This is a genomic window from Campylobacter concisus (assembly GCF_002914195.1).
GTDB classification, from domain to species: Bacteria; Campylobacterota; Campylobacteria; order Campylobacterales; family Campylobacteraceae; genus Campylobacter_A; species Campylobacter_A concisus_M.
Map to the genome: position 1 here is coordinate 1 of NZ_PPAU01000033.1, position 783 is coordinate 783.

Below are 783 nucleotides of genomic sequence, written 5' to 3' on the forward strand. Positions count from 1 at the left end.
ATCTTATACTCATTGCTTGATGAATTTAATTTCTATAAATTTACAAATTAATTTTGCCAAAAATAACATAGAAGCTATTGGCAAAATGATAGCAATTTCAAAGCTGTCTTTTAAATAGACAAACAAAAAAACTGCAAACAAATTTGCAAAAAACAGTGCGATAAAACCAATTAAAATACTATTTTTCATCTATGATCCTCCTTTCTTTTTTAACCAATTCTATCACACGTTTTTATGCCTTGCAACCTCAAAGATCATTCATAAGTTTTACGTTTATTTCTCTTATTGCTTCTTTTATCAAAGCATTAGCCTCTTGTTCTTTTCCTAACCTTTTTGACAAATCTAGGGTGATATTGTAGAGCGTGATGTTCTCTTTTGAAAAATTAGCACACTCCATCCCTGCTACTACATAACTCTCTACTATCTCGCCCAACTCTTTTGGACTTTTTGTCGCACCTAGCTTTGCCAAAAGCTCGTCTGGAAGCTCTATCTTTTTTAATGCCATTGTTCTTTCCTTTCTGATTTTATTTCTTAATGCCCTCTAGCTCAATATATCCCATGCTTTTTGAACTTTTTTCTGGGAAATTTTTAGGTCTAGCTATCTATTTTTGTCCCAAATCCTGACATAACTTTTTCAAGCACAGAATACATTTTGTTCAAATTAATCCAAAAACCTAGTTTATTTTTTATAACTCAATATAAAATAGAGTTATACGCAAAAGCTATTTGATTTAAATGATAAAAGCCATTTTTTATATTATTTCTCTTTTCATATAGTAAAAT

General features: G+C 29.8%; 2 protein-coding genes. Both read right to left on the minus strand.

All coding sequences use genetic code 11. The annotated features are described in order from the left end of the window. Nucleotides 1-9: 9 nt before the first annotated feature. Nucleotides 10-189 (minus strand): hypothetical protein, encoded by a 180-nt coding sequence (locus CYP28_RS00825; protein WP_103592736.1) that lies wholly within the window; start codon nt 187-189, stop codon nt 10-12. Nucleotides 190-247: 58 nt separating this feature from the next. Continuing rightward, the gene (locus CYP28_RS00830; protein ID WP_103592737.1) at nt 248-505 is read right to left on the minus strand and encodes a hypothetical protein; all 258 of its coding nucleotides are present in this window, start codon (nt 503-505) and stop codon (nt 248-250) included. Nucleotides 506-783: the final 278 nt, after the last annotated feature.

What these genes read in the sequence shown, in the direction of transcription:
- CYP28_RS00825 (WP_103592736.1), bottom strand. Translation starts at nt 189, where the DNA reads ATGAAAAATAGTATTTTAATTGGTTTTATCGCACTGTTTTTTGCAAAT.
- CYP28_RS00830 (WP_103592737.1), bottom strand. Translation starts at nt 505, where the DNA reads ATGGCATTAAAAAAGATAGAGCTTCCAGACGAGCTTTTGGCAAAGCTA.